Raw genomic sequence first — 209 nt, forward strand, 5'->3', positions numbered from 1 at the left:
CGCAATCGCTGCATTCGATACTGCATCCTCGAATCCATCTGCTGCCGTTTCGACGGCAGACAGACGGTCTGCAAGGCTCGCATGAACCTCATTCCACAGTTGCGAACCGATATCGTGGTCGTCCGTGACCTGATAGCGATTAGATGCGCTCGGCGGTGTCAATGACATCAGAACCCTCTCTTTCCACGATCAGCGTCAGCAGATCGCCG

Source organism: Rhizobium sp. FKY42 (assembly GCF_005222835.1).
GTDB lineage: Bacteria > Pseudomonadota > Alphaproteobacteria > Rhizobiales > Rhizobiaceae > Neorhizobium.